The sequence below is a fragment of the Thermococcus sp. genome (genome assembly GCF_026991495.1).
In the GTDB taxonomy this organism is placed as follows: Archaea; Methanobacteriota_B; Thermococci; order Thermococcales; family Thermococcaceae; genus Thermococcus.
On record NZ_JALXBJ010000017.1, the window covers coordinates 1 to 8,038 of the forward strand.

Consider the following 8,038-nt stretch of genomic DNA (forward strand, 5'->3'; position numbering starts at 1 on the left):
GAGCCTCGCATAGAGGGCCTCTATTACGGCCTCGAGGGGATACCCCTTGACCTGCCCCCCCTCAACGGGTATGTTTATCAGGTAGCCGGGGCCGACCTCAAGCTTTCCGAGGTAGACGAACCTCGTAGGAAGCCCGTTCTCGGCAAGGTAGCGGTTGAGTCCATCAAAGACCTCGAATATCAGGTTCTTGTCCGTGAAGTTCCCGATGTAGGTCGCCCCGATGTAGGTCATCCTGCGGTCGGCGGAATGTGGCATGTTCAAAGGAACCCCGCGAGGTTATTAAATTTTGTGGGCAAAGGTCTTAAGGATGAACGCCAACTCCAACCGCCCCCGGGAAACCGCGGCGGATGAGCGACAGGCGAGCCGTGATTCCGCTTCGCTCCCCGGGGGCACAGGGGGAGAGGGAGATGAGGCGTGTTGCAGGCATTATCCTCATAATCCTTCTATCCGTCTCCCTTTTTGCAATCCTACACCGGAGCCTGAACTGGGGGCACCATAGTTCCCAGGAAAACAGAGTGAGGGGGGTTAGCAGCAACGCCCTGCCCCGGGGAAACAAAGCAATAACGGCGGTTGAGTATCAGAGAATGTTAAACGTCGGGATAAACGTGGACTGGATGACCTTCAGCCGGGTTAGTCATCGCTATTTCCAGTGGCGCTCTAAGGGGGTAAGTGTTCCGGAATACTTCCGTGAGAAGGGTTTCTCCAACGTCAGGATAAGGATGGGTAAAGACGTCCTGACCAACAAAACCGCCCTGCTCCAGCTGGCTGAGATAGTAAACGACACCCTGGAGGTCGGTTTGATCCCAATAATCACATACACCGCCCCAGAGCTTAGAGGTAACCCCCTGAGTAAAGCCGCCCAGGAGCACTTTGTCAAATGGTGGGAAACCGTGGCTAACTACTTCCAAGGTTATCCCTATCTGCTCTCCTACGACCTTCTAATTGAGTCGAGCGGTGGAATAAAATCACACCCTGAGGTTCTGAACAAGGTCTACTCCGAGACAATTAGGGAGATACGAAAAATTGACCCTTACAGGTTGATCTTTGTTACGCCGTCCCACGTCTCAAGTCCCTTTTATCTAAACGAGCTGAACGTTACTAACGACGGCTACACCTTAGCGGAGTGGCACATTTACGCCTCCGGCCCCAGGGGATGCTCCTACAACGAGAGCTACGTAGAGAATGCCCTCTCAGTAGCCCTGAACTGGTCAAAGAAGACGGCAATTCCAACGTGGTTGGGAGCATGGAGGCCCAACTCCTACCCAAAGGACAGGGAAAGAGGGGAGGAGCCCTCCTGTCCAATGGAGCTTGAGCTGAACTTCACAAAGGCGATGGTCTCAGCACTCTCCAAGGCGGGGATCCCCTACGACATAAACTCGGACGTCCATTTCTTTAACATCACCTGCCTGAAGTGGGATGAAAACCAGGATGAGGTTCTTGAGCTCATCCTTCATCCTCAACGTACGGCGCGGTAACCACCTTCCTTATCTCCCTCGCCTTCTTCTCGCCGATCCCCCCGACTTCCTTGAGCTCCTCCTCGGTCGCAGTGAAGACCCTCTCAACGTTCCCGAAGTGCCTCAGAAGTCTCTTCGCCAGGGTCGCCGAAACGTTCGGAAGGCCCTCCACTATGAGCCGCTGCCTCTCGGCTAAGGTCAGGGCCTTCTTCTCGCTCCTGATCCTTACCTCCTTCTTCCTCTCCTCCTGCTCGCGCTTTGCCATCAGGTAGATGAAGCCGGCCGTCTCTTCTTTCGTGCGGGAGAACAGTATCGGAACGCCCCAGTCCAGCGTCACGGCCGTTATCGCTCCCCTTATCGCGTTGGGATGGACGTTCCTTATGCCGTAGAGCTCGCCCTCGATGATTATTACGGGCTTCTCGTAGGCCCTCTTCAAGCGCTCAACTTGGTCGAAGAGCCTGCCGTCTATGATGGACTGTATGAAGTCGTTGGCGCTCTTCCTCTCTATGCCGACCTCCTCGCTGACGACGTAGTCTGCAACGTCCAAAGTTCTGACCTCGACTTCCGCGCCGAGCTCCTTAAGGTGCTTCGGGACACCGCTCCTCAGCTCCCGCGAGTCAACGTAGACAACGATTCCCTTCGGCCTCCTTACAAAGATCGGCTTTGTCGGAAGTTCTTTGGTTTCCTGCGAGGTTTCTTTGACCCCTTCGGCCTTCTCTACATCTTTGAGCCCTTTTCCCTCCTCCCGCTTCAACTTTAGAAAGGCATCCAAAGGGGCTATCTTTCCCTTACCCATCTCGACACTCTCCGGGGTTTTTTCCCGTATCTCAGCCTTTTTAACCCTCGGCTTCGACTTCTCAAGCTCCCGCGCTATTCTCTTTATCGCATCGAACATGCCCCTCTCCTTTCTCTTAGAGCTCCAGTAGTAGGCCTCATCGCGCGTTCCCCTCGCCATCAGGATGACGACCCTCCCTGGTCTGTGCCTGCCCGTCCTCCCCCTCCGCTGTATGCTCCTTATCGCCGAAGGCACGGGCTCGTAGAAGACGACCAGATCCACCTCCGGGACGTCCAGCCCCTCCTCCCCGACGCTCGTCGCAACGAGGACGTTGAACTCCGCCCTGGAAAAGCGCTCCAGTATTTCTTTCTGCTCCCTCTGACTCATACCCCGGTCGTTGGCCCTGCTGGCCTGCCCTATAAAGCGCTCCGCTGAAACCCCCATGGCTTTGAGCTCCTCGACGATCTTCCTTCCCGTGTCGCGGTAGTTGGTGAAGACAATTATTTTGGAGTCAGGCTTCCTTTCGAGCTGTTTCCCGATGAGCTCCTTCAGCTTCTCCATCTTCGGGTGATCTACGCCGCTTTCTCTGGCTTGGACGAGGAGGTAGATCACCTTCCTCATTCTCGGGTCTTCCATCAGCTGCCGGCTGGACTTCGTTCTCCTGTCCTCGCGGAGCTTCTTGAGGTAGGAGCTCAGAGCCGTCAGCCCCTGAGTTTCGAGGAGCTCAATGGCGTGAAGCAGCTTGACGGCCTTTGCCTGGTGGAGCCTCAGCCTACCGAGCTCGTAGTTGCCCTTCGCGACCTCCTGGTTTATCTTGGCCCCCGCCTGAAGGACCTCCCTCTTGGATATGTCGGGGGAGTACGTCGAGACGAGCTTGAAGTGGGCGAGCGGCTTGAGGCTCTCCTTGAGCATCTCCCTAAGGAGCTTCCTGACCTCCTTGTAGATCTCCGGGAGCTCAACCCTTACCCACTCAAAGGCTATCCCCTGGACGTAGGGCCTGACGTCCGGTGAGCTCTCCGTTCTGACCTCCACGTGCTCTATCCCGAGGTTCCCTATTACCTCCCTTATCCTCTCCTCGTCGCTTCCGGGCGAGGCCGTCAGTCCCAAAACGAGCGGGTGCTTTGCGGTCTTGAGGTACTCCCTCGCTATGAATACGTAGGAGTAGCTCCCGACGGCCCTGTGGGCCTCGTCTATAACGAGGAGAACCACGTCCTCCAGGGAGATCCTCCCGGTCAAGACGTCGTTCTCAACAGTCTGGGGCGTGGCGGTGATTACAACGCTTCTCCTCCAGACCTCTACCCTCTTCTCAGGCGGGAGTTCACCGGTGAGGACGTTTATCTTCTCAGGGGGAAGGGCGAAGAGCCTCCTGAAGCTCTCCGCGTGCTGGAGCGCTAAGGGCTTTGTGGGGGCGAGCATCAAAGCTTTTCCGCCGTACTTCGAAAGGCGGTAGTCGGCTATGAGCATCGCTATCAGGGTCTTTCCTAATCCCGTGGGGAGGACGACGAGGCAGTTCCTCTCCTTGCACTTAGCGTAGATGACCTCCTGGTAGACCCGGGGCTCGATGAGGTCGCGTCTCAGGTAGCTCATGATATTGGAAACGGGGTTGGGGATAAAAAGTTCCCGGTCAGAGCCCGACCAGGAGAAGTGTGTTGCTGAGCACTGGAAGCGCCTTCAGGACCACCATGAGCCTGCCGAGGTATCTGAACGGCTTCCCCCTCAGGTTGAAGGAGACCAGTATTAATGAGGCCCCGATTAGAGTATAGGCAGCGTAGCGGGCGAGGAAGGCGGCGGGATCCGATAAGCCGGCCCTTAGAACAGGGTTGGCCTCAGAGAAGCCATGCTTAATCCCGAACAGCGTTGTGAAGGCGTCTATTCCGGACAGGAGCACGAAGGCAAGGGCGTATTTGATCCCCCTGATGTCCAACACCCTGTCTGCTATCTGCCCTTCCCGTTAAATACTTTGTGCACTCGTCAGAACGTGCATAGGCACCTACACGTGCATATACACAAACCCGCAAGGCTTTTAGGGGGAGGGAGTAGTGAAGGTGGTGGTGTCATGAGGGGCATCTTAGCTTCACTGCTGATCCTGCTTCTCACTGCCGGCCTTGTCTCGGGGAGCGTGGAGGTAATAGAGGAGAGGGGGCTGAACTCCCTGATGAGCCTGGATTCTGAGGCTGGAGTGCTCGTCGCGGGGGGCGTCTCCAACGGAACGGGCCTCGGGGATTTCGACGCCGTCATCATGAGGTTCTCCGGGGGAAAGTTGGCGTGGGCGAGGGCCATAGGCGGCCGGAGCCGGGACCTCGTCTCGGAGGTCAGGCTGATCGGGACTAATGTTGCGGTCTCGGGGTTGAGCGCCTCCACCGGGGGCGGCTGGATGTTCGAACTCGACGACCGCGGGAGGCTCCTCTGGAGCAGGGGCTACACGGCGGGCATGGTGTACTCCTTCATCCCCTGGAAGGGGGGCTTCCTCGGCGTGACCAGCGTGGGCCAGTACGGGGTCATGATGAGACTGAGCAGCAACGGCAGCGTGGTTGCATCGTACAAACTCTCGAACGATAGCGTCGTTCCCCTCGTTATAAGGGCCCTCCCAACGGGGGAGATCTTCGTCGCCGGGATGGCTCAGGGAGCTTCGTCCATAGACTTCTGGCTCGCAAGGGTTCTCGACAACGGAACTGTCCTCTGGGAGAGAACCTACGGAGGGAACGGGAAGGACAGGCTCTACGACATGGAGGTGGACGGTAAGGGGATAACCCTCGTCGGGTACACCCTCTCGAAATCCCTGGGTGCTTCCGATGCCGATCTCCTCGTGGTCAGGACGGGCCTGAACGGCAACCCCCAGTGGACGAGGGTCTTAAGGGGCCCCGGCGATAACTGGGGCAACTCCGTGTCCGTGCTCCCGGATGGAAGCATTCTTGTGGGCGGTATAGACTACACGAAAAACGAGAGCGGGCAGATGTGGTTCATCCAGTTCAGCCAGGACGGAAGCGTTGAGGGGTGGATGACCCTCGGGGGTGGGGGCGTGGACTGGGTGAGAACTGTCACGGCCCTGCCCAACGGAACCGTGCTCTTTGCAGGGGGCTTCAGCGGCAGGGAAAACGGAATAGGGGGGCTTCGCTCATCCTACGGCCTTTTAGGTTCCTTCAGCGGGAACCTCGGAGAACTCGCCAAGTGCATGAAAGCGGAAAGGCCGGCCCTCCAGGTTCTGAACCCCAAGCTAAGCGTCAGGACAGCGGGCGGAGGCTACTTCGGAAGCGTCCGGGTGGTCTCGAGGGAGGAGAACGTCTCCGTTAAGGCCATCGCCCCCCAAGTACTGGACCTCTGCCGTGAAAGCGGTTCGAAAACCTCTTCGACCTCAAGCGGCACTTCAACTTCTTCCCAGTCGAGCAGCAGTTCGAGTCCTTCGAGCACGCTTTCGAGCAGTTCCCCCACAAATCCATCAAATATACCATCAAGCACAGCCGGCAGCGCCAAGAAGAGCCGCTGGCACATCTGCGGACCGGCGGCTGTAATAGGCCTCATGATCGTCCCGGCTGTACTGGGGCGCAGGCGGTGATCAGGCCGCCGTTGAGGGTCCAATGGGGACGATGAGGATGTCCCCGAAGGGTTCCTCCTGTACGAGGTCAACCTTCCCCATGTTCGAGAGGAAGAGGAGGTAGAGGAAAGTCCGGGCCACCACCTTCGGGCTGGGGTCGAAGACGAGATCCCAGAAGTTTATGGGCTTTCCCGTCTCCCTGTAAAGTTCCACGACTATGTCGTTGAGCCTGCGGACGTGCTTCTCTATGTCCACCCTGAAGTCGTCGACGACGAAGACCTGCTCCTCTATGTTCTCCCTCCTTCTCTTAGATGGCTTTCTCTTCTCCGCCTCCTCCAGGGCATCCATGAGGGCCTCCAAGAGGTCATCGAATGTGTAGTAGCGCTCGCTCCTTCGTATGGGAGGGGCCAGAGGCTCCACCTCAACCCGTACCCTCTCCTCGTTCTCCTCCACTGGCTCCTCCTCGTCCTCCCTCAGGAGGGCCTCGCTCTTCATCCTAACGAGTATCGAGGCCGCGAGTATGGCCCTCGCGGATATTCTCAGGTCGAGCTCGCGCATCTCCCTGAGCATCCTGACGTACTTCTCCGTGAGGTCAACTATGTCGATGTTCCACGGGTCAACCTTCCCCATCTTCACGAGCTGGAGCAGGATGTCCACGGGGGTGACCTCGCTCTCAAAGCGCGATTCCATCTCCACCACCTCACTCCCTTAGGTGCCCGAACATCTCCTCGTGCTCGGCCTCGCTCTTCTTCCTGGCCTCCTCTATGATCTTCATTGCCTTCTCTAAGCTCAGTGCAACAACCTTAGAGACGCCGTCCCTCATGCTGACGCCGATTATCTTGTCGGCGTTGGCCATCATAACGTCCCTGAGGGTTATGACTATGAACTGGCTGTCCCTTGAGGACTCCTTGATGAGGTCGGCCACGCGCTTCACGTTGGCGTCGTCGAGGTGGGCGTCGATCTCGTCGAAGAGGTAGAACGGAGCGGGCTTGTAGCGCTGTATTGCGAAGACGAACGCTAAAGCCGTTAGGGCCTTCTCCCCCCCGCTCATGGCCTCGATCCTCTTGACGTCCTTTCCCGCTGGCTTGGCCTCTATCTGCAGTCCGCCCGAGAAGGGATCCTCCTGGTTCTCGAGGATGAGCCTCGCACTTCCCCCCGGAGAGAGTTTTGAAAACAGCTCGGAGAAGTTCTTGGCTATCTCGTTGAGCGTCTTCATGAAAACCTGCCTCTTCTGACCTTCAATCTCGTTTATGAAGTCCTCTATGCTCTCTTTCTCGGCTAAAACCTGTTCGCGCCTGCTGGTCAGCTCAAGGTACCTGCGCTCGACGACCTCGAAGTCCTCGATGGCCTTCATGTTTACGGGTTCAAGGGAGCGTATCTCGGCCTCCATCCGCTCTATCTCATCTCTCAGGGCGGAGAGCTCTTCCTCGGTTGGGGCCTCGCTGACCTTTACGGATTTAATGAGCTTCCCGTCGTAGTGCTTGAGCTCTGCCTTCCTCTGGGCCAGCTCGCTCTCGTACTGGGCGAGGCGTATCTTGAGGGTGTTCGCCTCTATCCTGAGCTCCTGCAGCCTTGAGTTCATCTCGTCTTTCTTGGCCCTCAGCTCTGCTATCTCCTTTTTCAGCCTCTCCTTTCTCTCACGGAGCTCTTTGAGCTCACCCTTAACTTTCTCCTCGGCTTTCCTGAGCTCTTCAAGCTCGGCCTCGAAGCCGCTTATGGCCTTCTCGTTCTCGGCTATGTTCGACCTTAGGGCGTTTATCCTGTTGACGAGCCCCTCTATCTCCTCCTCAAGGTCGGCCTTCCTCGGGAGGAGCTCTTCCGTGATCTTAGCCTCAAGGGATTCGAGCTTGCTCTCCACCTTGCCGAGCTCCTCCCTAAGTTTGCTTATCTCAACCTCGACCTCCCTGATGCGCTGGTTGAGCTCCCTCGCCTCAGGGTTCTCAAGGGCCTTCCTGAGCTTCTCCCTCCTCCGCTCAAGCCTCTCTATCCTGCCCCGGAGCTTTGCTATCTCCCCGGTCTCTCCTTTTATCTTCTCCTCAAGGGCGGAAATGCGCTTTTTGCTCTCCTCGATCTCGTCTGCGATGGTCTCTTCCTCCCGCAGGAGGCGGTCGAGGTCAGCCTGGAGAACCTGGACGTCCTTGGAGAGGCCACTCCTCCTCATTCTGAGCTCGAATATCTCGTTCCTGAGGCCGTTAACTTCGATCTTGAGGGCGTTGACGGCCGATTCAAGGGCCTCCTTCTCGCCTTCAAGCCGCTGCACGCGCCTCCTTATTCCCT

5 protein-coding genes and 2 pseudogenes are annotated in these 8,038 nt (G+C 57.5%); 2 read left to right on the plus strand and 5 right to left on the minus strand.

Going from position 1 to position 8,038, the window contains the following annotated elements:
• A pseudogene (locus MVB78_RS01750) lies at window positions 1–255 on the minus strand (peptidase M54); the annotation flags it as partial.
• Window positions 256–407: 152 nt separating this feature from the next.
• Here MVB78_RS01750 and MVB78_RS01755 point away from each other — a divergent pair.
• Complete coding sequence (locus MVB78_RS01755) at window positions 408–1,475, plus strand: cellulase family glycosylhydrolase (RefSeq protein ID WP_297487244.1); 1,068 nt, start codon at window positions 408–410, stop codon at window positions 1,473–1,475.
• Here MVB78_RS01755 and MVB78_RS01760 read toward each other — a convergent pair.
• Window positions 1,444–3,816, minus strand: coding sequence for a DEAD/DEAH box helicase (locus tag MVB78_RS01760; protein WP_297487245.1), 2,373 nt, complete (start codon window positions 3,814–3,816; stop codon window positions 1,444–1,446). The genes MVB78_RS01755 and MVB78_RS01760 overlap by 32 nt on opposite strands.
• A gap of 37 nt (window positions 3,817–3,853) precedes the next feature.
• Entirely contained in the window at window positions 3,854–4,156 is a 303-nt protein-coding gene (locus MVB78_RS01765) for a DUF5658 family protein (RefSeq protein WP_297487247.1), read from the minus strand.
• 129 nt (window positions 4,157–4,285) lie between these two features.
• Here MVB78_RS01765 and MVB78_RS01770 point away from each other — a divergent pair, with 129 nt between their 5' ends.
• Window positions 4,286–5,782 carry a hypothetical protein gene (locus MVB78_RS01770; protein WP_297487249.1) on the plus strand — a complete coding sequence of 499 codons (1,497 nt, stop codon included), beginning with the start codon at window positions 4,286–4,288 and terminating at the stop codon, window positions 5,780–5,782.
• On the opposite strand, the gene MVB78_RS01775 is transcribed toward MVB78_RS01770, so the two are convergent.
• Window positions 5,783–6,451, minus strand: coding sequence for a ScpA family protein (locus tag MVB78_RS01775; protein ID WP_297487250.1), 669 nt, complete (start codon window positions 6,449–6,451; stop codon window positions 5,783–5,785).
• A 10-nt stretch (window positions 6,452–6,461) separates the two neighbouring features.
• A pseudogene (locus MVB78_RS01780) lies at window positions 6,462–8,038 on the minus strand (chromosome segregation protein SMC); the annotation flags it as partial.

Coding starts and splice junctions, on each gene's coding strand:
- MVB78_RS01755 (WP_297487244.1), top strand. CDS start 408: ATGAGGCGTGTTGCAGGCATTATCCTCATAATCCTTCTATCCGTCTCC.
- MVB78_RS01760 (WP_297487245.1), bottom strand. CDS start 3,816: ATGAGCTACCTGAGACGCGACCTCATCGAGCCCCGGGTCTACCAGGAG.
- MVB78_RS01770 (WP_297487249.1), top strand. CDS start 4,286: ATGAGGGGCATCTTAGCTTCACTGCTGATCCTGCTTCTCACTGCCGGC.
- MVB78_RS01775 (WP_297487250.1), bottom strand. CDS start 6,451: ATGGAATCGCGCTTTGAGAGCGAGGTCACCCCCGTGGACATCCTGCTC.